Raw genomic sequence first — 23,713 nt, forward strand, 5'->3', positions numbered from 1 at the left:
CTGACGCTGGTGAAGGACGCGCGCAAGGTGGGGCGGCTCGGTGAGGGGCTTGCCGCATGGGCCGGCCGGTCGGCGCGCGAGATCGTCGACACGCCGATGCTTCAGAACGCGGTCGCCAAGGGTTCGGTGCTGCGGCCGGGTGCGACCGTGAGCGCGATCAAGGCTGCGTTCCGAACTGAAAAGGCCGGGGCGCTGGTTCGGCTCGGCAAGGACGTGACGCGCGTCGCCGAAAAGACCGGCACGCGCGGGGCGATGGACACGTTGCGGATCGCCGAAGGCCCGAAGGATGTTGCGCGCGCGGCCCGGCTTGCGCAAGCGCAGGGCGGCAAGACCCGCGCCATCATGAAACTGCTTGGCCGTGGCGCGCTGCTCCTCATCGGCGGTGCGTTCGATCTGACGCTCTGGCTGTTCGGCGCGGCACTGACGCTGTTTGGGCTGTTGTCCTCGATCAAGGCGACCGCCGAGCGCCTGACCCAGGCCTGGTGTGATCGCAAGCGCGCGCGGCGGCTCCGCCGGGCGCAGATGGCCGCCGAGGCCGCTCTGGCGGATGCAGCCCTCAGGGCGCGATGAGATTGAGGTAATTCGTAGCCGCGCTTGAGGCTATTGTTTGAGCATGATCTCCGCGCAAACGCGTTCCGCGTTTGTGGAGCGGAAAAACCGCTGCACACTTGTCCGGATCGTGCTCTAAGATCGACTTTTCCCCTCCAGACCTGCGGAACTGATGATGCCGAGCTTCCACAACGGCGCCGTTGAAATTGCCTATCTCGACGAAGGCGAGGGCGACCCGATCATTCTCTTGCACGGCTTTGCCTCGAGCAAGAACGTGAACTGGGTCTATCCGACCTGGGTCTCGGAACTGCGCAAGAACGGCCGCCGTGTCGTCGCGCTGGACAATCGCGGCCACGGCGAGAGTGCGAAGCTTTACGAGCCCGCGCAGTACTCGATCCCGGTCATGGCCGGCGACGTGCTGGCGCTGATGGATCATCTCGCCATCCGGCGGGCCGACATCATGGGCTATTCGATGGGCGGACGGATGGCGGCGTGGCTCGCGCTCAACGAGCCGCAGCGCCTGCGCTCGGCGATCCTCGGCGGCATCGGCATCGGCGGCCTGATCGAGGGCACCGGCCCCGGCGAGAACGTCGCGAAGGCGCTGGAGGCGCCCTCGCTCGACGACGTCACCGATCCCGTGGGTCGCACCTTCCGCGCCTTCGCCGATCAGACCCGCTCGGACCGCCGGGCGCTCGCCGCCTGCCTGCGCGGCACGCGGGAGCTCATGACGAGAGCACAGGCCGCGCGCATCGAGGTGTCCGTGCTGATTGCGGTCGGCACTGCCGACGACGTCGCAGGCTCTGCCGGTGCACTCGGCGCGATCATCCCGGGCGCGCAAGTGCTCGATATTCCCGGCCGCGATCACATGCGGGCGGTCGGCGACAAGGTCTACAAGACCGGCGTGCTCGATTTCCTCTCACGCCGTAGCTGAGGTCTCGTCCGTCGGCGCTTCGTCGCCGAACGCGCGAAACAGCGCCGTCAGCACCACGAAGGTCGCAACCCACACCATCCGCGCGCCATAGCGGTCGTGCGGACCGGAGATCACGCCGCAGATGAAGGCGTTGCCGAGCAGCGCCAGTGTCACGGTCGCTGCCAGCAGCGTCAGATCGTCCAGCCGGCGGCTTGCGAGCGCATGGGCAAGCAGCGCGACCAGCCCCAGCATCGAGGCCAGCGCGACGGGGATGTGCAGCCAGTTGACGTCATCGAAATTGACGGCCCAGTGCTGCTGCCGCGCCGCGCGCATCGGCGCGACTTGCGCGGGTATGTAGCGCTCGATGATGCCGTAGGTGTGTGGGATCCAGCCGTTGGTGCCTTCGCCGGTTGCGACATGCAGCAATTGTTGCCCCAACGCCCGCAGCGCCGCGCCGGCCTGCCAGGCCGGATAGTCCGCGAGCGAATGCACGACGATGTAGCCCATCTCCTCGTTCATGCCTTCGAAGCGGCCGAGCGTATTGAACATGCTCTTGCCCCATAGAAACTCGTCTGCGGTCGCCGGCAGCTCGTTGCGATAGGGGCAGAGCTTGTAGTGTTCGCGTGGACAATGATCGTTGAGATAGCGCGCAACGATGCCGTCCTGCATCATGCGGCCGAAGGCGACGCCATAGCCGCCAGGCGTCCAGGTCCATTTGCCCGACAGCGCATAATTCGCCGACATCAGCATCAGGCCGCCCGCGACGATGGTGAGGCTCGCCAGCGCCAGTCCGGCAAGCGGAAGCCGAGCTCTAAGGAGCGGCCGCGCCATCCAGCCGGCGGCGCACAGACCGAGCAGCACGCCGAGCGTTGCGCTGTGGGTCGCTGCGGCAAAGGCGGTGAAGACGAACAGCGCGAATTTTTCGAGCCGCGAAGTGCGGTGTGCTCCGATCACCAGCAGGAACAGCGACAGCACCGACAGTCCCGCAAAGATGTCGGTGAGCAGCATGCTGGCCAGCCAGGGCAGGGCGGTCGACAGGATCAGGAGCAGGCTGATCGCGACGAAGCGGAAGGTCTGCATCAGGCCGAGCACCCGCAAGCTGAGCTGCAACAGCCACAGCGTCGCCAGCGACTGGACCGCGAGGTTGATCCAGAAACCAAAACTCTCGCCATAGTGCAGATAGAGGCCGAACACGGTGGAGCGGCTCGGGACGAGATAGCCCTCGTACCAGCGCGCCAGATAGCCGCCGGTATCCCATTGCAACAATGGATAGCCGTTCCAGAACGCCGGCGCGATCATCAGCAGGGGCAGGGCCATTGCGGCCAGCCGCAGCCATAACGAGCTCGCGGCGCGCGCGCGCAATTGGTCGGTGGTGATGCTCAAAACTGTTCCGTCCTCGCTCGGACCATGCCCGCAATAACGGTTGGGGGAGAATTCACCAATAGTTTGATGTGGCCCGGCTTGAATTTGGCAAAACTCTGACCACTTTGAGCCGACCTCGCCACTTGGGGGTGCCAGAAGAAAGTCTTGTGTATCAATGCTTTGGCTTGCTCTCGCGGGGCAAGGCACTGTTCACTCTCAGGCAAGCCGGTCAGGACTTTGTCGCCTAGACTGTGCTATAGAGCCAACAAAACCAGCCCATTCGAAAGAGCAATTCCCATGGCAGTGCATCAGGTCAATCCGGGAGGAAAGCTCGCATCGCTCGATCCGATCTGGGACCGGATCCGGAGCGAGGCGGAGGACATCGTCCATCGCGAGCCCGAGCTTGCGACCTTCATCTATTCGACGGTGCTGCATCACAGCCGCCTCGAAAATTCCGTGATTCACCGTCTCGCCGACCGGCTCGATCACGCCGCGCTGTCGGGCGATCTCGTGCGCCAGACCTATGACGAGGCGCTGCGCGACGATCCCGATCTCGGCAACGCCTTCCGCGCCGATCTCGTTGCCGTCTACGACCGCGATCCCGCGACCTCGCGTTTCATCGATCCCTTGCTCTACTTCAAGGGCTTTCATGCGATCCAGACCCATCGCCTGGCACACTGGCTCTATCTGAAGGGCCGCAAGGATTTCGCGTACTACCTCCAGAGCCGGTCGTCGGCGGTGTTCCAGACCGACATCAACCCCGCCGCGCGCATCGGCCGCGGCATCTTCCTCGACCACGCCACCGGCTTCGTCTGCGGTGAGACGGCGGTGATCGAGGACGACGTCTCGATCCTGCACGGCGTTACGCTCGGCGGCACCGGCAAGGAGAACGAGGACCGTCATCCGAAGATCCGTCACGGCGTGCTGATCGGCGCCGGCGCAAAGATCCTCGGCAACATCGAGATCGGCCATTGCGCGCGCATCGCCGCCGGCTCGGTCGTGGTCAAGCCGGTGCCGCACAACGTCACGGTTGCGGGCGTGCCCGCCAAGATCGTCGGCGAAGCCGGCTGCGCCGAGCCGTCGCGCACCATGGATCAGATGATCAACGCGATGGGGCTTTGATCTCCGTTTGATCGGAATGGAGCCGGATTTTCCGGCCCTTTCCGTCCCAAAATTCTTTGGCAATTCATGCTGGCGGTTCGTCGCGTCTCGTCGTAAACCCCGCCAACCAGATTTCGATTGGAGACTTGCCGTGGACGTCAAGGAAGTGAGAAAGCTCGACGCGTATCTGAAGCGCGTATTCGGCAATCCCAAGATTCGCGTCGTGCCGCGGCCGAAGAAGGACGATTCCGCCGAGGTCTATATCGGCGAAGAATTCATCGGCGTGCTCTTCGTCGACGACGAGGACGACGACCGCTCGTTCCAGTTCCAGATGGCGATCCTCGAGGACGATCTCGTCGATCAGGAGTAGTTGTTGTTGCTTCGCCGCCGTTGCGAGCGAAGCGAAATCTTCGCCGTGCGCGGCGCTCTCTCGTGTCCCGGACGCACCGCAACGCCCTTAGCGGTGCAGTGCAGAGCCGGGACCCAGAAGCCACACGGCGCATCCCTGCAACATGGGCCCCGGCTCAGCAGCGCACCGTCGAAGAGACGCTGCGCTGCGTCCGGGGCCCGCATCGAAATTGAGGCGCGCTCTCTCCACACCGTCATTGCGAGCAAAGCGAAGCAATCCAGGAAGCTTTCCGCGGAGGGATTCTGGATTGCTTCGCGGAGCCTGTCATCGGGCCGCGCTTCGCGCGGACCCTTTGGCTCGCAATGACGGGCATTGGCTTCACGGCTGCATAACTCTATTTCTTCGCAAGAACACGCAGCCGCGCCGTTGCGTCAGCGACGAAGACGCCTTCCGCATCGACGAGGTCGGCCTGCACGACCATGTCGCGATCGGTCCGCTCGACGACCCGCGCACGCGCCGTGATGGGTCCGACTGCGGCCGGCTTCAGGAAACGCGTATCGAGGCTCCTCGTGACCACGGTCAGGTCAGGCGATAGCGCCGCGAGCGCGCAAATGCCGGTGGCCGAATCCAGCATCGCCGCCAGAAAGCCGCCCTGGATCGTGCCATGCCTATTGGTGAATGCGCTTTGAGCCTGGAAGCGGATCAGAGCGATCTGGCCGGTCTCGTCAAACCCCAACCACTCGCGCCCAAGCAATTGGGCGCCGGGAGGGAGAGGTGTTGCCGCGTCATTCAAATCCGCCACCGCATCATGACATCATGCCCCTGTTTTGCCCGACGGGTCAAATGCGATTCGAAAAATACGAAAATGCTCAATGCTGCCAATGCTTGGCTACTGTGCATGGGGTTGTTTTCGCAGTTTTTGTTTTGGAGGCCCAGCCGCGAGCCCCCGCTCACCCCTTCGGCCCGCGCAGCTGCGCCGTCAGCTTCTCCATCGCCTCCGCCACGTCACGCCACTGCGACAGCCACCTCCGCGGAAAGCGGAAGGTGAGGTCGGCGCCGCCGACGCGCCGCTCGGAGAGGCACATGCCGGGCGTGGCCGCATCACGGGTGCAGCGCGCGGTCAGCGCGGGGCTTGCAGCGGAATAGAAGTCCTCGCTGCCGTAAGGGGTGTCGGCCCGGAACATCCGCATCGTCAGACCCTCTTCGGGCATCGTCGCGGCCTGGTCGAGATAGCGCGGATAGATCGTGGCTGTTCGCTGCTCGGGCGCGAGCGCGTCGTGATGGGCCGCGATCGACAGGAAGATGCGATCGATCGATTGCACCGTCGCCTCCACCGTGTCGGCGGTGACGTGCTTCGGTGCGCCGGGCGGCTCCAGCGAGGGATAGAGGAAGTCGAGATCGATGCGCTCCTGCGGCCCGGTGTGGCGCTGGATCTTCATCCGGATCGCCGATGTCGGCAGATTGAACAGCGTGCCGCCGACGCTCACCGGCAGCTTGTCCGGGGCGTTCGCACCGCGCGTGCCCCAGGTCGGCCACAGCAAGTAGGCGACGAGCGCCACCGCGCATGCCGCAGCCGCGCCGCTGAGCACGATCGGGACGACGTGCGCGCGGGTGTGCGTGCGGGGAGAGCGAGGGGAGGCTGCCGAAAACACCGTCATGAGCTAACGCAAGGTAAGCCGGAGTCGGCCGCTGGCCGACGAATCAGCGGCGAATATGCCATGTGGCGGCGATTTCGCGCAGTGTTCCCGGCTGCGGGAAAGGGGCAGAGCCCTGCGCCGGACGGCGGGCGGCGTTAACCTTCTCTTAAGGATAATGTAGCGTTAACCAGCACTATTTGTCACAGGAAGGCGGTGGCGTTGCGTAAGGGCGGACCGTTCCGATGACACCTGAAGCTCTCAATACTTTCTTCTCGATCTGCATTGGTTTCGCGCTCGCGGGCGCGCTCGTGAACGGATACCAGGCGGTCGCGCAGCGTCCTGCCGGCTTCGGCCTGTTGCAGGACGGCGTGGCGCCGAAGACCTTCGCGGCGGTGCCGTTCCTGGTCTTCGCGGCGCCCTTCATCATCATGCGCAACACGCTGCGCGGCATGCGCGTGGAAAGCCGCCGCGCCGAATTCGTGATGATGGCGACCCTCATCGCCGGCTTCTGGAGCATGATGAGCGGCACCTTCTTCCTGATGACGCTGCGCGCGGCCGGCGTGCTGGGCTGACGCCTCCGACTTTCCCCGGGACGCTCTGCGTCCCAGGGCTGCCCGGCGTGGCGGCCCTTTGCGTCCAGGCCGCCGTTTCGCTATGCCAGGATCATCCTGACAGGAGACCTCCATGGCGATCTACGAGCTCGACGGGCAGGCGCCCGACCTTCCCGCCGACGGCAATTATTTCATCGCGGAGACCGCCACCGTGATCGGCCGGGTGCGCCTGAAGCCGGGCGCGAGCGTCTGGTTCGGCGCGGTGCTGCGCGGCGACAATGAGTGGATCGAGATCGGCGAGGGCGCCAACGTGCAGGACGGCTCGACCTGCCACACCGATCTCGGCTTTCCGCTTGTCATCGGCAGGAACTGCACGGTCGGCCACAACGTCATCCTGCACGGCTGCACCATCGAGGAGGGCGCGCTCGTCGGCATGGGCGCGATCGTGATGAACGGCGCGAAGATCGGGCGCAACAGCATCGTCGGCGCCGGCTCCGTCATCACCGAGGGCAAGGAGTTTCCCGAGCGCTCGTTGATCATCGGCTCGCCGGCGCGCGTGATCCGCACGCTCGATGACGCCCAGGTCCAGAAGATGGGAAGTGCCGCCAGATTCTACGTGGCCAACGGTCCGCGCTTCAAGAAGGGCTTGAAGCGGATCGGCTGAGATGCCCGCCGGCCGCGCGCGGGCGCCGTGTGATCTCCGCTCGTCGCCGAAGGGGAGCGTCAGCGTCCCTCCGATTCGCGCGCTTCGGTCGCGCCCGCCACCTTCTCGTGGCCGGCTGACCATAGCGCATGCTCGTCGCTGCCGTCCAGGTAAGGATTGGCTTCGGCGGGGATGCTTTCGCGCGCGGCGCGTTCGCCTTCAGCAAAGGGATCGCGATCGGTCATCGTGATTTGGCCTCCTCGCCTTCAAGCTGATGTGACGGCATTTGTTCCGGAACAGGTGTTCGCCGCAGCGGTTGACCGGCAAAGGGAGAATTTCCGATGTCTGCCAGATCGTCCGCAACCAAGACCATGATGGTGATCCTCGCACTCGCGGCGATGCCGGCCACCTCGTTCGCGCAGGCGACCGGCGGCTCTGCGGGGTCGACCGGAGGCTCTGCGGGTTCGACCGGAAGCTCTGCGGGACCGACGGGGGGCGTCGCCAACTCGCCGGCTCCGCCGCGCGGGACCAACAGCCTGGGGACGGCTCAATCATCCGGCCCGGGCTCCGGAGCCACCATCGGCACCGGCTCGGGTGCCGCGGACGCCACCGTCAATGCCGAGAACCGGCTGCTCGACAAGAAGATGAAGAGCATCTGCCGCGGCTGCTGACGCTCGCGCGGAATTGAGACAGCGTGGCTGTCAGGAATGCCCAAGTGACGTTAGCTTGATCCTGCTTTGAAGCGTGGAGCGTGTCCACGCGGAGGATCGAGTGATGTTACGCAAGATGATCATGACGACGCTGGCCGTCGCGGCGGTCGGGCTGTCGGCGCCGCAAGTGGCCCAGGCGCGCGGTTTCGGCCATGGTGGCTGGGGCGGTGGCGGCTGGGGTCATGGCGGCCACGGCCATTGGCATGGCGGCGGCTTCTGGCCGGGCGTCGCGATCGGGGCGGGCCTTGCCGGCGCCGGCTACTACGGCGCGTACTATGGTTATGGCTATCCCTATTACGGCAGCCCCTATTATTATGGTGCCGGCTACGACGATGGCTATGGCGGCTGCTATGTCGTTCGGAAGCGGATCATGACGCCAGCTGGATGGCGATACCGCCGCGTGGATGTCTGCGAATAGCATCCTTGGCGACGAATAGCTGGCCCATCAAAGAACAAGGCCGTTGACGCAGTATACCGTCAACGACCTTGCCAGCCCCGGACATTGAAATCGGCTCACGCCATCCGGTAACCGCGAGCATGGCGCGGAATCATACGCGCGAATGTGATCCAGTTCACAAGTGGCGAAAATAAAGTTCCGGTCGCGCTGCGATCGGCTCAGCCGCGCGAACGCTTGCGCGCGCTGGCGTGGACGCGTTGCCGCGCCAGTTTCCTGCGGGTAACCGAGGGCGTTTCAGCCTCGGTGGCCCGGGCGCTGGCAAAGGACTGCCGCAAGCTATCGATGGACTCGTTCAGCGTCGCGACCTGCTCGGACAGGCGCTTGGTGTCGGCCTGCTGCGCCGCCATCAGCCGCTTCATGGTCTGGAGCTGGTCCTGCACGATCTGGAGCTGGTCGATCGATTCCTGCTGAGTCGCCTCCAGCCCCTTGGTCTTCTCGACCAACTGCTCGGACACCTGTGCCGTGCGGGCCTGGAGCAGCCGCGATGCCACCACCCGATCGGTCTCCGGTGCCGCGCCGGTATAGGCGCGCCAGACCGCAATCGAGGTCACGCCGGCGATGAGCAGGAGAAGGGCGGCGGCGGTCAGCGCGATCGGTTGGCCGCCGAGGCGAAGCAGGGGGTTGGACGGTGTGTCCTGTGCGAGATCGATCATCGCGAACAAAGCCCAAACTGAAACTTGGTGCGTGGCGAAGACCGGCAACCAGAGGTCGCCGGGGCGTCCCGAAAGCCTTACGTTTCGGCAAGGAATGGGACCAAAAAGAGGCTAAGGGCAAAAAAACCAGCAATCAGGGGACCTTAGGGCCTCCGAAGGCCTCTCAGGGGCACGGATCAGGGCTGAAACGGCGAAAACGGCCCGGAATAGGTCTTCGACCGCGGCGCCGCATAGGGGCCGAGCCGAGACGTCGTCAGTCCCAGCCGCACCACTGATTCCGCCAGCGTCACGGCGGCGGCGACGCCGTCGACGACGGGCAGGCCATGCGTGGCGGCGAGTTCGCTGGCGAGATCGGCCATGCCGGCGCAGCCGAGCACGATCGCCTCCGCGCGGTCGTCGCGGATTGCGGCCGAGATCTCCGCGGAGATCTTGCCGACGGCATCGGCGTTGCGCTCCTCCAGTGCGAGCACGGGGACCTCGGCGGCGCGGACGCGGGCGCAGCGCTCGGCGAGGCCGTATTTCCGCAAGTTGTGTTCGATCGGCACGATGGAGACACCGAGGGTCGTCACCACGGCAAAACGCGCCGCGATCAGGCTCGCCACGTGGAAGCCGGCTTCGCCGATGCCGATCACCGGTGCCTTGGCGGCGGCGCGCGCGGCATCGAGGCCGGTGTCGTCGAAGCAGGCGATGATGTGCGCATCCGCGCCGTCGCGATCAGCCTCGCGGATGCAGCCGAGCATGCCGGGCACGGCGAAGGCCTCGTCGTAAAAACCCTCGATCGAGACCGGGCCCATCGCCGGCTGGCGCGCATCGATCGCGGTGCCGGGCAGGGCGATGCTGCGCGCCGCAGCGGCGATCTTCGCCGTCATCGTCACAGTGGTATTGGGATTGACGACGTGAAGGCGCATCGGATCAGACAAGTCCCTTTCTCAGACAAGTCCCTTGCCGGCGTCCGAGCCCTTGGCCGCCTGCCGCTTGTTGAGCATGTGGATGGTGCCGAGCGCAAGCGTGATCACCGCGAACGACACCGCCGAGATCACCGTGCCGAGCGCGTAGATGTCCGGTTTCGTCACAGTGGTGGTGAGGCCCTGGAGATCGAGCGGCAGCGTGTTCACCGGACCGATCGCCTGGCTGGAGCGGGCGAGCTCGTCCCAGGACAGCGTGAAGCCGAACAGGCCGATGCCGATCACCGACGGCAGGATGATCGGCAGCACGACATGACGGAACGTCTGCCAGGGCGTCGCGCCGAGATCGCGCGCGGCTTCCTCGAGGCGCGGATCGAAGCGGTTGAAGATCGCGAACATGATCAAGAGACCGAACGGCAGCGTCCAGGTCAAATGGGCACCGAGGCCTGAAGTGAGCAGGCCCATCGAAGTCTCGAAGTTCTCGTTCCAATGCGCCTTGATCAGGTCGTCGATGATGCGGAATTCAAGCGAGATGCCGAGCGAGGTGATGATCGAAGGCACGATCAGGCTTGCGATCGCCGAGTAGAACAGGATGCTCTGCGCCCTGAACTTCCTGCGGAAAGCCATGCCGGCCGCGACCGACAGCACGACGGTGACGGCCATCACGACGAGGCCGAGCAGCAGCGAGCGGCGGAAGGCGGCGCCGAGATCGACGATGCCGGTGCCCTCGAACAATTTGGCCAGCCAGAAGGTCGACACGCCGTTCATCGGGAAGGTGAGGCCGCCCTGCGGTCCCTGGAACGACAGCACGTAGATCGCGATCATCGGGCCGTAGAGGAACAGCACGTAGGCCGCGAAGAAGATCGCGAGCACGTAGAAAGAGCGCGGGCGTCCTTCCTTCATCGCCTAGAGCTCCTTCCGGATGTCGACGATGCGCGACATCATGGTGATGATCAGGAAGGTGATCGCGAGCAGGATCACGGCGTTGGCGGCGGCGGCGGGGAATTGCAGCGCGTTGAGCCGCGTCTCGATGATCTTGCCGGCGGCGGCGATCTGCTGGCCGCCCATCACGCCGATGGTGATGAAGTCGCCCATCACGATGGTGATGACGAAGATCGAGCCGATCACGATGCCGGGTTTTGCCAGTGGGATGATCACGTTGACGAGGGTCTGGAAGCCGCTCGCGCCGGCGTCATAGGCGGCCTCGATCAGCGACTTGTCGATGCGCACCATCGAATTGAAGATCGGCACCACCATGAAGAAGGTGAAGAGGTGGACCAGCGCCAGCACCACGGAGAATTCGGAGAACAGCAGCCATTCCAGCGGCTGGTTGATCAGGCCGGTTTTGACGAGGCCGGAATTGACGAGGCCATTGCGCCCGAGCAACGGAATCCAGGCGATCATGCGGATCACGTTAGAGGTCCAGAACGGGATCGTGCACAGCAGCGACAATCCCATCTGCCAGGTCTTGGACTTGACGTGAAAGGCGAGGAAGTAGGCGACCCAGAAACCGATGAGGAGCGTGATCGCCCAGACCATGAAGCAGAGCTTCAGCGTCTTCACATAGGTCTTGCCGATGGTGCAGAGATCGGGGAGCTGCGCGATGCAGCCTTCGAACGTATCGGTGTAGCCGCGGCCGGAGAACGCCGGCAGCAGCTGGTATTCGTTGTAGTCCCAGAACGAGACGATGACGACGAACACCAGCGGAATCAGGAAGAAGGCGAGAAACACCAGCATCATCGGCCCGGCTTGCAGCCAGGAGATGAAGGACGGCGACAGGCGCGTCACTTTCGCGGCGCGCGCTGTGCCCGCCCCCGGGATCAAGCCCGGGGATGCCTGTTGCAGGACTTCTTCCGACATGTCCATTACGCCGCGATGAACTCATTCCATTTGCGGACCATGTAGTCGTTCTCGTCCATCACGGCATTCCAGCACGCGACGCCGCCCATGCGGTCCTCATAGGAGCCGCCGTCGCGCACGGCGCTGGCCTTCTCGAGCAGCGAGCCGTCGGGCGCCTTGATGTCCTTCTCGGCCGGCTTGCCCTCCATCCAGTACGCCCACTCGTAGGGCTCCATATGCGCCTTCGCGGTGGAGAGCACGGCCGAGTAATAGCCCTGGCGGTTGAGATAGGCGCCGGCATAGCCGGACAGGAACCAGTTCACGAACTCATAGGCCCAGTCGAGCTTGGGACCCGAGACTCCCTTGGAGACGCAGAAGCCCGAGGCCCAGGAGCGGTAGCCTTCCTTGAGCGGCTGGAAAGTGCAGGCAATCCCCATCGAGCGCACCTTCGTCACCGCCGGTGACCACATCGACTGGATCACGGTTTCCCCTGAAGCCATCAGGTTGACGCTCTCGTTGAAGTCTTTCCAGAAGGCGCGGAACTGGCCGGCCTTCTTGGCTTCGGTCATCACCTTCATGGTGAGGTCGATCTCTTCCTTGGTCATGTTGCCCTTGTCGGCATATTTGTACTTGCCGGAGGCTTCCACGACCATCGCGGCATCCATGATGCCGATCGAGGGGATGTTGAGGATCGAAGCCTTGCCCTTGAATTCGGGATTGAGCAGCTCGGACCATGAGCTGATCGGCCGCTTGATCAGGTCGGGACGGATGCCGAGCGTGTCGGCGTTGTAGACGGTCGGGATCAGCGTCACGAATTCGGTCGCCGACGTCGCGAACTTCTTGGAGTCCTTGCCTTCGAGATAGAGCACCTTCCAGGGCGCGGTACCTTGGCCGCCGATCTTCTTGCCGCCGGGCGTCTCGCCCTTGGTGAAGACGGGCGTGATGTTGTCGAATTCCTTGATCTTCTTGGCGTCGAGAGCAAGGATGTTGCCCGACGGCACGATCTTCTTCAGCGAGAAATATTCGGTGTCCAGCACGTCGAAGGAGTTCGGCTGGGTCATCACGCGCTTGGTGACGTCGTCGGTGGTTGCGGTGATGTATTCGATCTTGATGCCGGTATCCTTCAGGCACTGTTTGGAGATGTCATCGCCCTCGTTCACGGCGGTGCCGAGATAGCGCAGCACCTTCGCATCGGCCGACTTCACATAGGGAAAGCCGGTGATGGCGCCGGAGCCGGCGGCAAGGCCGGCGAGACCCGCGGTGCCCTTGAGCAGCGTGCGGCGGCTGACGCCCTTCGTCCTGGTGGTCTCGGTCATATCAGTCACTCCTCTGTTGCGCATTCCAGTGATCGATCGGCGCTATTGCAGGCGTTGCGCCTTGGCGGGATCCCAGGTGGCCAGCACGCGATCGCCCGGACGGAACGGGTGGACGTCGAAGCTGGCTTCGGGAACATGGGAGAACAGGGCGGTGCCGTCGTCGAGCGTGAGCGAGACGGCGACGTAGGAGCCCTGGTACTCGGTCTGGGTCAGCAGCGCCGGCGCGCCGAAGGCGCCGTCGGTGAACGGGACGATGCCGAGTTGATCGGCGCGCACGGCGATGAGGTTGCCGGCGTCGCTGAGCACGTTGTGGCCGCCGATGAAGCGCGCCACGAATTCGGTGCGGGGATGGTGGAAGATGTCGCGCGCCGTGCCCTGCTGCTCGATCCGGCCGTGGTTCATCACCACGATGTGGTCGGCGAGCGCCATCGCCTCTTCCTGGCCATGGGTGACCTGGATGAAGCTGATGCCGAGTTCGCGCTGCAGCCGCTTCAGTTCACCCCGCATCTTCACGCGCAGGAAGGGATCGAGCGCGGAGAGCGGCTCGTCGAGCAGCAGGATCTGCGGCTCGGTGATCAGCGCGCGGGCGAGCGCGACGCGCTGCTGCTGGCCGCCGGAGAGCTGCGCGGGCAGGCGGCCCGCATAGGGGCTCATCGCCACCAGTTCGAGCAATTCGCTGGCGCGCCTGTGGCGCGTCGGCTTGTCGATGCCGCGCATCTTCAGTGCGAAAGCGACGTTGTCGATGACGCTGAGATGCGGAAACAGCGCATAGGACTGAAACATCATCGCCGTGCCGCGTTTGGCGGGCTCGAGGTCGGTGACGTTCTGCGCGCCGAGGATGATGTCGCCCTCGCTGACCGCCTCATGGCCCGCGATCATGCGCAATGTCGAAGTCTTGCCGCAGCCGGAGGGGCCGAGCAGGCAGCAATAGGTGCCGGCCGGGATCTTCAGGTTGACATTGTCGACCGCCGGCGTCGTGTCGTAGCGCTTGGTGACGGCAACCAATTCGAGAGCGGCGGGAGTGGCCATGGCGTGTCCGACAGGAGGGCGATGCTTCCCGCCTCTCTCCGCAAGGTCCGTGCCAACGGCTCTCGGCCGGTCAATTTTTCGAAACTGTGCAGCGGAGTCAGATCGTTAGATCGAATTTGGCCGATCCAGGCCGCCTGCCGCATGCGCAGTCATCTGCACACAAAACGGGCGAAGATTGTATAAAGTTTCGCCTGTGATTGGATACAGATCGTCGACTAACATTCGCAGCCGAACGTTGTCGATCGAGCCTTACAATCATGGCCGCCAAGACCCGCCCGAAATCCGACGCGCCGGACGCGAGCGATCGCGTCAGCCGTATCCGGGAGGGCGTGACCGCGGCGATCCTCGAGCACCGCCTGTTGCCCGGCACGAAGCTCGGCGAGGACGAGATCGGCGACATCTACGGCGCAGCCGTACGCTGGTCCGCACCGCGCTTCAGCAGCTCGCGCATGAAGGCATCGTCAACATCGAAAAGAACCGTGGCGCCTTCGTCGCGCGGCCGACACCCGCCGATGCCCGCGAGGTGTTCGAGGCGCGCCGCTTGATCGAGCCCACCATCGTCGATCACGCCATCGATGCGGTGTCTCCGGCATGGATCGATCGCCTCCAGCGCCATCTCACCGAAGAGCGCGAGGCCGAGCTGCGCGGCGATGCGCGCGCCTCGGTCCGCCTGTCCGGCGAGTTTCACCGCCTCATCGCCGAGATGAGTGGCCACAGCATCTATCTCGGCTTCCTCAAGGAGCTGATCGCGCGCTCCTCGCTCATCATCCTGCTCTACCGCCGCCACGACACGCCGGCCTGCGGCACCGATCACCACGCCGGCATCGTCGCCGCGATCCGCAAGCGCGACAGAGAGGCGGCACGCGCGCAGATGCTGTCGCATCTGACCGAGATCGAGGCCGAGCTGTTCTTGAAAGATCCCGCCGCCGACGAGCTGCGGCTGGTCGATGTGCTTGGCGCGTAACCGGCACGGATCGCAAAGCCTGTAGGAGAAGTTGCGGCTGGACTTGCCGGACCGCATCAGCGGCTGAGTTCGCTCTCGGCGGCAAGCTGCCCGTCAGGCGTGATCTCGTATTCGCCGTCGTGCTTGGTCATCCATCCTGACCTGACCATTTCTCGTGCAAGCTGTATCGAGCAGATCGGATGATTGCCTCCTGGGTAATACAGCCTGTCATTCCGGACGAGCAGGTGTCCGTACAATTGAGCCTGACGTAACGCCTTGCGCATTCCGGGTGATGGATTTTTCATGACGTTTCAAGCGCGAGCGCGATGAAGGTTCCTAATGAACGCGGTGTCTCAATACGATTTCCGCTCGCCGGCCACCGGGGAGGAACCGTGATCCCATTGCCCCGTTTGTTGCTCCGAGGAGTATTGTCATGAATGTAGGGGACGAGCACACCCGATCGCTCTGGATGGATGTTTCGGTCGCCGACGCGCCGGCGCTATCCGGTACGGTGGGGACGGACGTCGTCGTTGTCGGTTCTGGAATTGCCGGGCTTTCGGTCGCCTATGAGCTTGTCAGCCATGGACGCTCGGTCGTGGTGCTGGATCGCGGCGGCATCGGCAGCGGGATGACGGCGCGCACCACCGCCCACCTGGCGACGGCGCTCGACGACGGTTACGACGAGTTGGTGAGGGTGCGTGGCCCGGACCGTGCGCGGCACTACTATCAGAGCGTCGCTGCCGCGATCGATCGCGCCGAGGTCATCCAGCTTGCCGAGCATATCGATTGCGATTTTCAACGCGTCGACGGTTACTGGGTGCTGGCGCCCGAAACGCCCGCATCCGAATTGGACGGGGAATTGGTTTGCTGTCGCAAGCTCGGAATTCCCGTCGAAAACCGCATCGAGCCAACCCCGTTCCATGCCGAGGGTCAGGTGCGTTCGCTGCGCTTTGCCCGGCAGGCGCGCCTGCACCCGACCAAGTACCTCGCGGGTCTGGCGAGCGCACTCGAGCGCCGGGGGGCGCGGCTCTACGCCGACACCTGTGTTGAGAGCATCCGTCAACAGCATGGCGATATGGTCGTGACGACCGCCTTAGGCCACGAGGTCCACGCCGCCGACGTGGTGGTCGCGACGAACTCGCCCGTCAATCTGCAGGTGGCGATCCACACCAAGCAGGCGCCTTACCGCACCTATGCGTTCGCCGCGAAGATTGCGGCCGGCGCCCTGGAGGATGCGCTCTATTGGGATACGCTCGATCCCTATCATTATGTCCGCCTCCAGCCGTTCTCTGCCGACGAGGATATCGTGATCATCGGCGGCGAAGACCATAAATCGGGCGAAGCGAACGACGGCGCGCAACGCCTTGACGCGCTCGAGCGCTGGGCACGCAATCGCTTGACGGGTTTGCGCGAGGTCACTCATCGCTGGTCCGGCCAGGTGCTGGAGCCGGTCGATTTCACCGGTTTCATTGGCCGTAGCCCCGGCGAGGAGCATCTCTTCATCGTCAGCGGCGATTCCGGGCAGGGGATCACGAACGGGCTCGTCGCCGGCCTGTTGGTGACGGATCTGGTCACGACGGGCGCGAGCCCTTGGGAAGAAGTCTACGCTCCGTCACGGAAGATTCAGAAGAACATCGGCGAGTTCATCAGCGAGAACATCACGCCGCTGAAGAATTTTGCGGAATATCTTGCGGCGAGCGAGATGGCGAGCGTCGAGCGCCTGCGGCCGGGCGAGGGGCGTCTGGTCCGCAGCGGCCTGAAGAAGATTGCCGCTTGCCGGGACCGTAACGGACGTCTGCATCTGCACTCGGCAAGCTGCACCCATCTCGGCTGCGTCGTGCACTGGAATGCGCTGGAGCAGTGCTGGGATTGTCCGTGTCACGGCTCGCAATTCGCGCCCGACGGCACGGCGCTCAATGGCCCGGCGGTGTCGCCGCTCGCGAGCGCGGAGAAGCCGGCCAATCTTGAAGCCGCGGAGTGAGCGGCAATCCCTCAAAAAGCTGCGGGCAGGCCTTTAAGGACCCCGCCGCTGCTGAGCTGTGGCTCGCGGATGTGCTGAGTCCGTGCGAGCACTGAGCGCCGCAATGCGACGGCTCAAATGTATTTCTACTTCTGACGGTCGGGAACCGGTTTTTCGCGCCGCGAATCAGAGGGATTCGCATCCGGCGGAGGGCTTGTCGCAATCTCCGGCCTGTCATCGCGCGCATGACTTCTAAGTGTCTCCAGAACCAGAAAGAATTTCTCGGCTAGCATGAACCAAGCTCGTTTGACGGGTTCATCTCGGTTTCGAGAACTGCGAGATTCCCGATCAATACGATCACTTACTGTACGCGGCGCCAACTCAATTCGTAACGGCGAGCCGAATTGTGACAGTCCTCGTCGATCTTTGCGCCCGGGATCTCGCATGTGGACGATGATGCGTTGCGACGTAACCTGACTATTCCTCGCGGGCCTTGCCGGCTATATGCTCGCGCTCTGTCATCGAACTGTCATGTACCCCAAAATGCTGAAGTCAGACTCAACACCGGCCCGCAAGACTCGGGGCGCGCCGGATGGGAATCCTGCTCCGAGGGACAACAAGAGAACGCAAGTCGTCGCCGGCTTCCTCAGGCAGATTGAACTCGCCGGGTCAGGCGCAGGATCTCGGATCGAGGACGCCGTGAGTGATCAGACGTCATCGCAAGAGACGACGCCCGATCCGGAACCAGCTCCGTCGAGCGTTGGCGCGCGTCCGGCCGGTGAAATCGAACTCAAGCTTCTCGTCGATGCCGATCGCATGGCGCATTTCAACGCTGCGCCGGTCATCACGGCGAACGCGCGCAATAAGGGCACGCGCAAGCATCTCAAGTCCGTCTATTATGACACGCCCGAGCGCACGCTTCGGCGTAGCGGCCTGAGCTTGCGCGTACGCCAGAGCGGCGCGCGCTTCGTGCAGACCGTGAAGACCGACGCCACGGACGATCCGCTGCGCCGCGGCGAGTGGGAGGCGAGCGTGCCGTCGCTTGCGCCCGATCTCGCTCTGGCGATGCCTTTCATTCCGGAGAAGCTTCGCTGCCAACTTGAGGCGCGGCCGCTCGAAGCCGTCTTCACCGCCGACATCCATCGTCATGCGCGGATGGTCGACCTGCCGTCCGGCACGGTCGAAATCGCCTTCGACCAGGGCGAGCTGACGGCCGGCGATGGTTCGCTGCCGGTGAGCGAGATCGAACTGGAGCTCAAGAGCGGCAGCGCAAGCGCAATCTATGAGGTCGCGCTGCGGCTTGCGGAACACGGGGCGGTGAAGCCGTCCATCCGCACCAAGTCGGCGCGTGGCTTCGACCTTGCCGCCGGCAAGCCACCCTCGGCACGGCGCCCGCGAAAACTTCGCCTCGATCCGTCGGTGACCCTTGACGAGGCCTTCGCGACGATCCTGCGCTCCTGCTTCCATCATCTGCTTCAGTCGCTGCCCGCCGCCGAGGACGGCCGCAATCCGGAAGGCGTCCATCAGCTTCGCGTTGCGCTGCGCCGGCTTCGATCAGCGCTGGACCTGATGCGATCGGTCGGCGCGCTCAGCAATCTCGATGCGCTGCGGTCGGAGGCGCGCTGGCTGGCGCAAGATCTCTCCGCCGCGCGTGACTGGGATGTGTTCCAGCTCGAGACCTTGCCGACAATCGCAAAAGCCTGTCCTTCGATCGCCGGCTTCGATGCGCTCGGCCGGGCTGCGGCCGGGCGTCAGGCGGACGCCTATCGCAAGGCGCATGATGCGCTCGCCGACCGCCGCTGCGCCGTGTTCCTGATCGGCCTCGGCGGCTGGATCGAAACACGTGGCTGGCGCAACGGCGTCGCGGCAGAAGACCTCGGCCAGCTCGCCGAGCCCGCCGTCAACTTCGCGCAGCGCATCTTGTCGGAGCAATATGCCAAGGTGCTCAAGCGAGGCCGCCGCTTCAAGTCGCTCACGATCGAAGAGCTGCACCGGGTGCGGCTCGCGACGAAGCGGCTGCGCTATCTCAGCGAGTTCCTGCTGCCGCTGTTTGCCGATCGGAAGTCTGCGAGAAAATTTGCCCGCAGGCTCGCCGGTTTGCAGGAGGAGCTCGGCGCCTTCAACGACTTGGCCGTCACGGCCTCGTTGCTGGATCGGCTCGATGCCGAGCCCGACAGCGTCATCGCCGCGGCGGCGATCGCCGGCTGGCAGGCGCGCGCGTCGGTTGGCGTGCAGCCCACCTTGCAAAGCACGTGGCGCGATTTCACCGCGGCGCGCGTGCCGTGGTCTCGCCGGACCTCACAGGACTGATCGCGCATTCCCAAAAAGTTGCGGCCAGGCTTTGGGGGAAGCCTGGCCGCGCGCGAACCGGTCTGGGACGGGGAGGGGTGGGGATGTGACCGGGTCGCGTAACTCTTCCCTTGGTGACGATCAATCTCTGGCGCTGGCAGTGGAGACCGCCGGCTTGGTATCGCCGAGCGAGACCCAGACGTTGGGATCGCTCTGCGACTGGCGCTTGACGAAGCGGTAGCCGGTCTCCGTCCAGGCAACGACGTTCTCGTTCTGATTGTCGAGAACGAACTCGCCCTTGTCGGTCTTCACCGTCAGCACCGCGTGGCCTTCGCCCTTCTTGTCGCGCACGACGGTGATGAGCAGGGCCTCGCGCGGCCATCCGGCATCGATCAGCATCTTGCGCTTCAACAGCACGTAGTCTTCACAGTCGCCGTAACCGTCCGTCGGCAGCGACCACTTCTCGATCACGCCCCAGTGCTCCTGGTCGGTCAAAGGCTTCACGGTCTCGTTGACCCAGCGATTGACCTTGACGAGGTCGCGCCATGCAGCCTGCGACATCACGATGTCGCGTGCCTGCGTTGGCCCGCCCTTGCACTGAGCGGCGTTGTCCGCACAGAACTCGACCCAGCCGATCGGCGCACGCGTGGTGTCGCCGAGGCTCGCGTAGAGCAGACGGCCTTCGCCGGCCTGCGCTGTCGCGCTGATCCCGAAGAGCATGGCGGCCAGCGCCAGCCCTTTCCCCTGTCCCCTGAAGTCAAACATTGCGGCCCCCGTTTCTTGTTGGGACCACATTTCGCACGGAGCTTTTGAGTTGCCGCTAAGTCAGCCAAGTCAAGTCGAAACGAATGCAAGTAAAAGGCGCGGCGAATTCGATCTATATTTGAATCGAATTCTCCTAAAATTTGAAATGACTGCAATTGATTCAAATTTTACCTATTAACGCGCAAACGCTGGCGGAGCCGTTGATTGCGCGCACGTGCAGCCCTTGTGTTAACTCGCGTAGAGCGGGTCGCAACGCACGAAAAAGGCGGCGTCCGCATCGGGGAGGCCGCCTTCGAGGCTGGAAATGCAGTGGTTTTGACGTCGTCGCGCTTTACCGCGCGGTAACGCTCTCTTCGAGTGTCTCGGCCGGTTGCTCGTGCATGAACTCGAGGGCGAAACCGTCTTCGAGGTTTCGGACCACGCGGCCCTGGACCCGGCCGAGCAGAACCGTCGATTTCAGCGGCGGCCGGTTCTCCGCGGCAATCGCGGCGCCCGACAGCGACAGGTCGATGATGCGGCAGGTCATCTTGGTGCCGTCCTCGAGCGTCAGCACTGCGATCGGGTTGCGCGGCACGATACGGTCGTGACGGCGGTCCTCCGGCAGATTGAGGATGTCGCGGTTGGCGAGCCAGGTCAGCTGGGCCGCGAGCTTGTCGCGCTTCCTCGGTGTTGCCCCGATCGTCATGGCAAAGCCATTGTCGATGATCCGGGTGATCTTGCCCTCGACCCGGCCGATGTGGTCGAGATAAGCGACGACGCGGTCGCCGACATTGCCGATGCCGGGGGCGAGCAGCGCGAGGCCGCCCGGCGACATGTTGATCACCTGGCAGGGGAATTCACGGCGGTCCGGCAGCATGTAACGGCCGAGCAGGTGCACTTTCACCCGCTGGAAACGCCGACGCTCCTCGGCGGCCGGAAGAAGTTTTCTGTTCGCTAACGCCATTTCCAACACCCGACCCCCCGCCCGGGCGGAGTCCGGCACGACCCTAAGGTGCATAGGGTTAATGCCGCGTTAGGATTGGGCGTGCCGGTAACGGACAGACACAATGCGCTCGAAAAGCCACATCGAGGGTGGGCAGGCGAGGCCCGCCCCCAGCCAGGCGGGACCGGTCAAGCCTCTCGCACCGGCGTCATCTTCGCGACATTGGCTGTAAACGTTGGCCGGTCGGAATAGCGTCAAGACACTTGGGTGCGCGAGTCATGAGCCCGTAGCCCAGATGGAGCGCAAGCGTAATCCGGGACCGCCGGTCCCGCATTTCGCGTCGCTGCATGCGGGCTACGATCCTAGTCCAGCCGTTTGACGTAAACCGCATAAGGCACGCCAGAGATATCCGGCGCCTCGCGCACCTTCTCAAATCCCATCCGCAAATACATCGGCAGCGCAACCGCCATGATCGTCGTCGTATGTAGTGCGATGACCGGCGCCTGGTCGCGCTCGGCGCGGCGCAGGCATTCTTCCGTCAATTGCCGGCCGATGCCCTTGCCTCGCGCCGAAGGATCGACCACCAGCATGCGGATGATTGGCCAGGAGGGATCGAAGAACGCCGGCTTCGGCGCTCGCGGGCCGACATAGGCCACGGCGCCGACGATGTGGCCGCCGTCTTCGGCAACGATGATCTCGGCGGCCTTTGCAAGTAGCGGCATCTTCGCGACATTGGCCGTAAACACCGGCCAGTCGGAATAGTCATGCTCGAACTCCGCGAATGCCGCCAGAGCAACACGCACGATCGCATTCGCATCATCAGCCCGATAATCGCGCAGCATCGGCGCGGTCCTCCTTTGTCGCCCGGATGAGCCAACGGATCGGCGCAATGCGCCGCCCGATCACAGGCTCCGCGATATCCGGGACCGCCGCCCCCGCATTCCGCTTTGCTCCATGCGGGCTACGAGACCGCCCTTGGCACCAGCCCGCATCTCACATACGCTTCGCTTAGCCCGCACCAATCAATCATAACAAGCGGGCACCGAGGACATATCCATGGAATCCATCCGCGTCTGCACCCACGCAGGACCGGGCTCGGAGCCCGTCATCCGCACCGTGCCGTGGCCGAAGGTCGGCCGTAAGGCTGCGCTGATCAAGGTCGGCGCCTGCGGGGTCTGCGGCACCGACCTGCACATCCTCAAAGGACATTGGCCGAAGCCGCTGCCCTGGCCGTTCACGCTCGGCCACGAGCTCGGCGGCATCATCGTTGAATGCGGCGACGAGTTCACTGAGGACTTCATGAGCAAGCCACTGAAGGTGGGCTCGAAGGTGATGATCCCGCCGCTGATGCCCTGCGGCCGCTGCTATTACTGCACCCACTATCCGCAGACGGCGAACAAATGCCTGACGCCGGTCTATTACGGCCGCTATCTCGGCTTCGACAAGGCGCCGCACATGTGGGGCGGCTGGGCGGAATATGTCTATGTCGATCTCGAGATGCTGCCGGGCACCAAGATCTACAAGCTGCCCGACGACATGTCGCTGCGGCTCGGTGCGCTGTCCGAGCCGCTGACGTCCTGCATCCGGGCCTTCAATCGTGCGACCCGCGCCGGCGGGTTCAGCTGGGGCGATACGGTGGTGATCCAGGGCTCGGGTCCGATCGGCATTCTGGCGGTCGCGGCCGCGCAGGAGATGGGGGCAGGGCGGGTGATCTGCGTCGGTGCGCCGGAGGAGCCGCGGCTCCGCCTCGCGCGCGAGTTCGGCGCGGAGGCGACGGTGAATATCGAGGAGATCAAATCGCCGCAGGATCGCATCGCGCGCGTCCGCGACATCATCGGCGGCTTTGGCGCCGATCTCGTGATGGATTGTTCGGGACACCCTTCGGCCGGCCCCGAAGGCATCGAGATGCTGCGCGACGGCGGCACCTATGTCGAGATGGGCCAGTTCACCGACGCGGGCTCGATCGAGACCTCCTGGCACCGGATCTGCACCAAGGACCTCAACGTGCTCGGCTCCTGGGGTTTTACCGGCAACGATCTGCCGCTCGGCGTCGACATGCTTTACCGCACGCGCGACAAGTATCCGTGGCTGAAGATGCAGACCATCTATCCGTTCACGGAAGCGGGTGTCGCGCAGGCGGTCAAGGACGCGATGGCGATGAAGACGGTGAAGTCGACCATCGTGCCGTGGCCGGAGCTGGTCGAGTAGGCCATGTCCTCCGTCCCCCACGATCTCGCTGCGTTTCTGGTCGAAGCCAAGCGGCGGACCTATGCCGGGCTGGATGACGATGCGACAGTTGCCGTCCCGCTGCTCGCGGGCTCCAAACAGCTCGAGCACCGCGCGCCGCCTTATGCCTATCGTGATATCTATTTCGGCATGGGCTTTTTCGTCGGGCAGGAGACCGTGTCGCGCGACGATCGCATCATCTGGTCGATGAGCTACAGTGGCGGCGCCCGTGCAGAGATCCCGGACCGGGACGCCTTCCTCGCGATCTACAAATTCCTGCGCCAGGCGCTGCTCGCCGTAAACGAGGACGAGCCCTATCGGGGACCGCGCCGGTTCGAGCACGCCGGCACGGTCTACCGCAACGAGGTCGAAGGCCGGCTCGATCGCTTCCACGGTGTCGAGACGATTGCGCGGGATGACGGCGCGCCGCTCTATGAGCTGCGCTATGGTGGTGGGCTGCTGAGATAAAGTCGGGCGAACTTCGCAATATCTTGTAGATCCGGATGAGCGAAGCGATATCCGGGGTGCTTGTGGATGGAGTTGCCCCGCATTCCGCTTCGCTCCATGCGGGCTACGCGCTCGTGGAGCGAGGCCCTT

General features: G+C 64.3%; 25 protein-coding genes and 2 pseudogenes. 13 read left to right on the top strand and 14 right to left on the bottom strand.

Annotated elements, in window-relative coordinates; all coding sequences use genetic code 11:
• Both CWO91_RS33435 and CWO91_RS33440 read left to right on the top strand, forming a co-directional pair.
• Positions 1-570: pseudogene (locus tag CWO91_RS33435) on the top strand (hypothetical protein); the annotation flags it as partial.
• Positions 571-724: 154 nt separating this feature from the next.
• Complete coding sequence (locus tag CWO91_RS33440; protein WP_130219785.1) at positions 725-1,480, top strand: alpha/beta fold hydrolase; 756 nt, start codon at positions 725-727, stop codon at positions 1,478-1,480.
• On the opposite strand, the gene CWO91_RS33445 is transcribed toward CWO91_RS33440, so the two are convergent.
• Positions 1,466-2,842: a hypothetical protein gene (locus CWO91_RS33445; protein WP_165405896.1), complete on the bottom strand. Its 1,377-nt coding sequence runs from the start codon at positions 2,840-2,842 to the stop codon at positions 1,466-1,468. The genes CWO91_RS33440 and CWO91_RS33445 overlap by 15 nt on opposite strands.
• Before the next feature lie 276 nt (positions 2,843-3,118).
• Here CWO91_RS33445 and cysE point away from each other — a divergent pair, with 276 nt between their 5' ends.
• Both cysE and CWO91_RS33455 read left to right on the top strand, forming a co-directional pair.
• Positions 3,119-3,943, top strand: coding sequence for a serine O-acetyltransferase (gene cysE, locus CWO91_RS33450; RefSeq protein WP_130219786.1), 825 nt, complete (start codon positions 3,119-3,121; stop codon positions 3,941-3,943).
• Between the two features lie 130 nt (positions 3,944-4,073).
• A complete protein-coding gene (locus tag CWO91_RS33455; RefSeq protein WP_007602550.1) occupies positions 4,074-4,292 on the top strand; it encodes a DUF3126 family protein in 219 nt (72 codons plus the stop codon).
• Positions 4,293-4,665: 373 nt separating this feature from the next.
• Here CWO91_RS33455 and CWO91_RS33460 read toward each other — a convergent pair whose 3' ends face one another.
• Positions 4,666-5,073 carry a PaaI family thioesterase gene (locus CWO91_RS33460; protein WP_130219787.1) on the bottom strand — a complete coding sequence of 136 codons (408 nt, stop codon included), beginning with the start codon at positions 5,071-5,073 and terminating at the stop codon, positions 4,666-4,668.
• 148 nt (positions 5,074-5,221) lie between these two features.
• Complete coding sequence (locus CWO91_RS33465; protein ID WP_130219788.1) at positions 5,222-5,929, bottom strand: hypothetical protein; 708 nt, start codon at positions 5,927-5,929, stop codon at positions 5,222-5,224.
• 221 nt (positions 5,930-6,150) lie between these two features.
• On the opposite strand from CWO91_RS33465, the gene CWO91_RS33470 reads away from it, so the two are divergent.
• Both CWO91_RS33470 and CWO91_RS33475 read left to right on the top strand, forming a co-directional pair.
• On the top strand, positions 6,151-6,480 hold the full coding sequence (locus tag CWO91_RS33470) for a DUF6949 family protein (RefSeq protein ID WP_091889455.1): 330 nt from the start codon (positions 6,151-6,153) through the stop codon (positions 6,478-6,480).
• A 112-nt stretch (positions 6,481-6,592) separates the two neighbouring features.
• Positions 6,593-7,123, top strand: coding sequence for a gamma carbonic anhydrase family protein (locus tag CWO91_RS33475; protein ID WP_091889454.1), 531 nt, complete (start codon positions 6,593-6,595; stop codon positions 7,121-7,123).
• A 59-nt stretch (positions 7,124-7,182) separates the two neighbouring features.
• Here CWO91_RS33475 and CWO91_RS43400 read toward each other — a convergent pair whose 3' ends face one another.
• Positions 7,183-7,347, bottom strand: a complete 165-nt coding sequence (locus CWO91_RS43400) for a hypothetical protein (RefSeq protein ID WP_165405897.1) — start codon at positions 7,345-7,347, stop codon at positions 7,183-7,185.
• 96 nt (positions 7,348-7,443) lie between these two features.
• Between CWO91_RS43400 and CWO91_RS33480 the strand changes: the two genes are divergently transcribed.
• Together CWO91_RS33480 and CWO91_RS33485 are read left to right on the top strand one after the other, a co-directional pair.
• Positions 7,444-7,773, top strand: coding sequence for a hypothetical protein (locus CWO91_RS33480; RefSeq protein WP_245471457.1), 330 nt, complete (start codon positions 7,444-7,446; stop codon positions 7,771-7,773).
• Between the two features lie 103 nt (positions 7,774-7,876).
• Positions 7,877-8,230 (top strand): hypothetical protein, encoded by a 354-nt coding sequence (locus CWO91_RS33485; RefSeq protein WP_130219789.1) that lies wholly within the window; start codon positions 7,877-7,879, stop codon positions 8,228-8,230.
• A gap of 197 nt (positions 8,231-8,427) precedes the next feature.
• Here CWO91_RS33485 and CWO91_RS33490 read toward each other — a convergent pair whose 3' ends face one another.
• The 6 genes from CWO91_RS33490 to CWO91_RS33515 form a co-directional block, all read right to left on the bottom strand.
• Positions 8,428-8,922 (bottom strand): hypothetical protein, encoded by a 495-nt coding sequence (locus CWO91_RS33490; protein ID WP_130219790.1) that lies wholly within the window; start codon positions 8,920-8,922, stop codon positions 8,428-8,430.
• Between the two features lie 176 nt (positions 8,923-9,098).
• A complete protein-coding gene (locus CWO91_RS33495; protein ID WP_130219804.1) occupies positions 9,099-9,830 on the bottom strand; it encodes an aspartate/glutamate racemase family protein in 732 nt (243 codons plus the stop codon).
• Between the two features lie 21 nt (positions 9,831-9,851).
• A complete protein-coding gene (locus tag CWO91_RS33500; protein ID WP_130219791.1) occupies positions 9,852-10,730 on the bottom strand; it encodes an ABC transporter permease in 879 nt (292 codons plus the stop codon).
• Positions 10,731-10,733: 3 nt separating this feature from the next.
• On the bottom strand, positions 10,734-11,693 hold the full coding sequence (locus tag CWO91_RS33505) for an ABC transporter permease (protein WP_130219792.1): 960 nt from the start codon (positions 11,691-11,693) through the stop codon (positions 10,734-10,736).
• Positions 11,693-12,982 (bottom strand): ABC transporter substrate-binding protein, encoded by a 1,290-nt coding sequence (locus CWO91_RS33510; RefSeq protein WP_165405898.1) that lies wholly within the window; start codon positions 12,980-12,982, stop codon positions 11,693-11,695. Before CWO91_RS33510 ends, CWO91_RS33505 begins: the two co-directional genes overlap by 1 nt.
• Before the next feature lie 42 nt (positions 12,983-13,024).
• Positions 13,025-14,011, bottom strand: a complete 987-nt coding sequence (locus CWO91_RS33515; RefSeq protein WP_130219794.1) for an ABC transporter ATP-binding protein — start codon at positions 14,009-14,011, stop codon at positions 13,025-13,027.
• A gap of 257 nt (positions 14,012-14,268) precedes the next feature.
• Here CWO91_RS33515 and CWO91_RS45305 point away from each other — a divergent pair.
• Positions 14,269-14,975 (top strand): annotated as a pseudogene (locus tag CWO91_RS45305) (GntR family transcriptional regulator).
• Positions 14,976-15,031: 56 nt separating this feature from the next.
• Here CWO91_RS45305 and CWO91_RS33525 read toward each other — a convergent pair.
• A complete protein-coding gene (locus tag CWO91_RS33525) occupies positions 15,032-15,259 on the bottom strand; it encodes a hypothetical protein (RefSeq protein ID WP_130219795.1) in 228 nt (75 codons plus the stop codon).
• 128 nt (positions 15,260-15,387) lie between these two features.
• On the opposite strand from CWO91_RS33525, the gene CWO91_RS33530 reads away from it, so the two are divergent.
• Both CWO91_RS33530 and CWO91_RS33535 read left to right on the top strand, forming a co-directional pair.
• Positions 15,388-16,935 carry an FAD-dependent oxidoreductase gene (locus CWO91_RS33530; protein WP_165405899.1) on the top strand — a complete coding sequence of 516 codons (1,548 nt, stop codon included), beginning with the start codon at positions 15,388-15,390 and terminating at the stop codon, positions 16,933-16,935.
• 522 nt (positions 16,936-17,457) lie between these two features.
• Positions 17,458-19,224 carry a CYTH and CHAD domain-containing protein gene (locus CWO91_RS33535; RefSeq protein WP_130219796.1) on the top strand — a complete coding sequence of 589 codons (1,767 nt, stop codon included), beginning with the start codon at positions 17,458-17,460 and terminating at the stop codon, positions 19,222-19,224.
• 120 nt (positions 19,225-19,344) lie between these two features.
• On the opposite strand, the gene CWO91_RS33540 is transcribed toward CWO91_RS33535, so the two are convergent.
• The 3 genes from CWO91_RS33540 to CWO91_RS33550 form a co-directional block, all read right to left on the bottom strand.
• Complete coding sequence (locus CWO91_RS33540; protein WP_165405900.1) at positions 19,345-19,968, bottom strand: transglutaminase-like cysteine peptidase; 624 nt, start codon at positions 19,966-19,968, stop codon at positions 19,345-19,347.
• Between the two features lie 331 nt (positions 19,969-20,299).
• Positions 20,300-20,911 carry a PilZ domain-containing protein gene (locus CWO91_RS33545; protein WP_130219798.1) on the bottom strand — a complete coding sequence of 204 codons (612 nt, stop codon included), beginning with the start codon at positions 20,909-20,911 and terminating at the stop codon, positions 20,300-20,302.
• Between the two features lie 341 nt (positions 20,912-21,252).
• Positions 21,253-21,732 carry a GNAT family N-acetyltransferase gene (locus CWO91_RS33550; protein ID WP_130219799.1) on the bottom strand — a complete coding sequence of 160 codons (480 nt, stop codon included), beginning with the start codon at positions 21,730-21,732 and terminating at the stop codon, positions 21,253-21,255.
• 214 nt (positions 21,733-21,946) lie between these two features.
• Between CWO91_RS33550 and CWO91_RS33555 the strand changes: the two genes are divergently transcribed.
• Positions 21,947-23,098 (top strand): zinc-binding dehydrogenase, encoded by a 1,152-nt coding sequence (locus CWO91_RS33555; protein WP_130219800.1) that lies wholly within the window; start codon positions 21,947-21,949, stop codon positions 23,096-23,098.
• A gap of 3 nt (positions 23,099-23,101) precedes the next feature.
• The gene (locus tag CWO91_RS33560) at positions 23,102-23,584 is read left to right on the top strand and encodes a DUF5680 domain-containing protein (RefSeq protein ID WP_130219801.1); all 483 of its coding nucleotides are present in this window, start codon (positions 23,102-23,104) and stop codon (positions 23,582-23,584) included.
• Positions 23,585-23,713 lie beyond the last annotated feature (129 nt).

The sequence above is a fragment of the Bradyrhizobium genosp. SA-3 genome, assembly GCF_004212635.1.
Taxonomy (GTDB): Bacteria; Pseudomonadota; Alphaproteobacteria; order Rhizobiales; family Xanthobacteraceae; genus Bradyrhizobium.

What these genes read in the sequence shown, in the direction of transcription:
- CWO91_RS33465 (WP_130219788.1), bottom strand. Translation starts at nt 5,929, where the DNA reads ATGACGGTGTTTTCGGCAGCCTCCCCTCGCTCTCCCCGCACGCACACC.
- CWO91_RS33535 (WP_130219796.1), top strand. Translation starts at nt 17,458, where the DNA reads ATGCTGAAGTCAGACTCAACACCGGCCCGCAAGACTCGGGGCGCGCCG.
- CWO91_RS33560 (WP_130219801.1), top strand. Translation starts at nt 23,102, where the DNA reads ATGTCCTCCGTCCCCCACGATCTCGCTGCGTTTCTGGTCGAAGCCAAG.
- cysE (WP_130219786.1), top strand. Translation starts at nt 3,119, where the DNA reads ATGGCAGTGCATCAGGTCAATCCGGGAGGAAAGCTCGCATCGCTCGAT.
- CWO91_RS33530 (WP_165405899.1), top strand. Translation starts at nt 15,388, where the DNA reads ATGAATGTAGGGGACGAGCACACCCGATCGCTCTGGATGGATGTTTCG.
- CWO91_RS33540 (WP_165405900.1), bottom strand. Translation starts at nt 19,968, where the DNA reads ATGTTTGACTTCAGGGGACAGGGGAAAGGGCTGGCGCTGGCCGCCATG.
- CWO91_RS33500 (WP_130219791.1), bottom strand. Translation starts at nt 10,730, where the DNA reads ATGAAGGAAGGACGCCCGCGCTCTTTCTACGTGCTCGCGATCTTCTTC.
- CWO91_RS33555 (WP_130219800.1), top strand. Translation starts at nt 21,947, where the DNA reads ATGGAATCCATCCGCGTCTGCACCCACGCAGGACCGGGCTCGGAGCCC.
- CWO91_RS33470 (WP_091889455.1), top strand. Translation starts at nt 6,151, where the DNA reads ATGACACCTGAAGCTCTCAATACTTTCTTCTCGATCTGCATTGGTTTC.
- CWO91_RS33515 (WP_130219794.1), bottom strand. Translation starts at nt 14,011, where the DNA reads ATGGCCACTCCCGCCGCTCTCGAATTGGTTGCCGTCACCAAGCGCTAC.
- CWO91_RS33480 (WP_245471457.1), top strand. Translation starts at nt 7,444, where the DNA reads ATGTCTGCCAGATCGTCCGCAACCAAGACCATGATGGTGATCCTCGCA.
- CWO91_RS33505 (WP_130219792.1), bottom strand. Translation starts at nt 11,693, where the DNA reads ATGGACATGTCGGAAGAAGTCCTGCAACAGGCATCCCCGGGCTTGATC.
- CWO91_RS43400 (WP_165405897.1), bottom strand. Translation starts at nt 7,347, where the DNA reads ATGACCGATCGCGATCCCTTTGCTGAAGGCGAACGCGCCGCGCGCGAA.
- CWO91_RS33550 (WP_130219799.1), bottom strand. Translation starts at nt 21,732, where the DNA reads ATGCTGCGCGATTATCGGGCTGATGATGCGAATGCGATCGTGCGTGTT.
- CWO91_RS33440 (WP_130219785.1), top strand. Translation starts at nt 725, where the DNA reads ATGCCGAGCTTCCACAACGGCGCCGTTGAAATTGCCTATCTCGACGAA.
- CWO91_RS33495 (WP_130219804.1), bottom strand. Translation starts at nt 9,830, where the DNA reads ATGCGCCTTCACGTCGTCAATCCCAATACCACTGTGACGATGACGGCG.
- CWO91_RS33525 (WP_130219795.1), bottom strand. Translation starts at nt 15,259, where the DNA reads ATGAAAAATCCATCACCCGGAATGCGCAAGGCGTTACGTCAGGCTCAA.
- CWO91_RS33510 (WP_165405898.1), bottom strand. Translation starts at nt 12,982, where the DNA reads ATGACCGAGACCACCAGGACGAAGGGCGTCAGCCGCCGCACGCTGCTC.
- CWO91_RS33475 (WP_091889454.1), top strand. Translation starts at nt 6,593, where the DNA reads ATGGCGATCTACGAGCTCGACGGGCAGGCGCCCGACCTTCCCGCCGAC.
- CWO91_RS33490 (WP_130219790.1), bottom strand. Translation starts at nt 8,922, where the DNA reads ATGATCGATCTCGCACAGGACACACCGTCCAACCCCCTGCTTCGCCTC.
- CWO91_RS33485 (WP_130219789.1), top strand. Translation starts at nt 7,877, where the DNA reads ATGTTACGCAAGATGATCATGACGACGCTGGCCGTCGCGGCGGTCGGG.
- CWO91_RS33545 (WP_130219798.1), bottom strand. Translation starts at nt 20,911, where the DNA reads ATGGCGTTAGCGAACAGAAAACTTCTTCCGGCCGCCGAGGAGCGTCGG.